This is a genomic window from Streptomyces sp. PTL18 (assembly GCF_059510295.1).
The window spans coordinates 1-333 of record NZ_JCAJZO010000156.1; the positions used below are offsets into that span (position 1 = coordinate 1).

Sequence of the window (333 nt, forward strand, 5' to 3'; positions counted from 1 at the left end):
GCTTTTTTCAAGATCTCGATCGTCTTCTGCTGCTCGGCGTTCTGCCTGCGCAGCCGCTTCAGCTCCTCGCGCTCCGCACTCGTCAGCTCACCTGACGCGCCCTGGCCGCGGTCAATCCGGTCACGCTTGACCCAGCCGCGCAGACTCTCCGGACTCACCCCCAGATCCCGCGCGACCTCCGTGATCGTCTTATCGGAAGAGCGGGCCAACGCGATGGCGTCCCGCTTGAACTCCTCCGAATACCGCTTCGAGTACTGACTACCCACCTGGCACTACTTCCTCTGGAACCTCACGTCCCAGTTTCCAGGTGTCCAGTCACAAGGGGAAGCTTCA

At 61.9% G+C, this 333-nt stretch carries 1 protein-coding gene; it reads right to left on the reverse strand.

Features of this window, described 5'->3' with window-relative positions:
• On the reverse strand, positions 1 to 266 hold a 266-nt coding region (locus AC5WS8_RS39445), incomplete at its 3' end, for a transposase (RefSeq protein ID WP_496108284.1).
• Positions 267 to 333 lie beyond the last annotated feature (67 nt).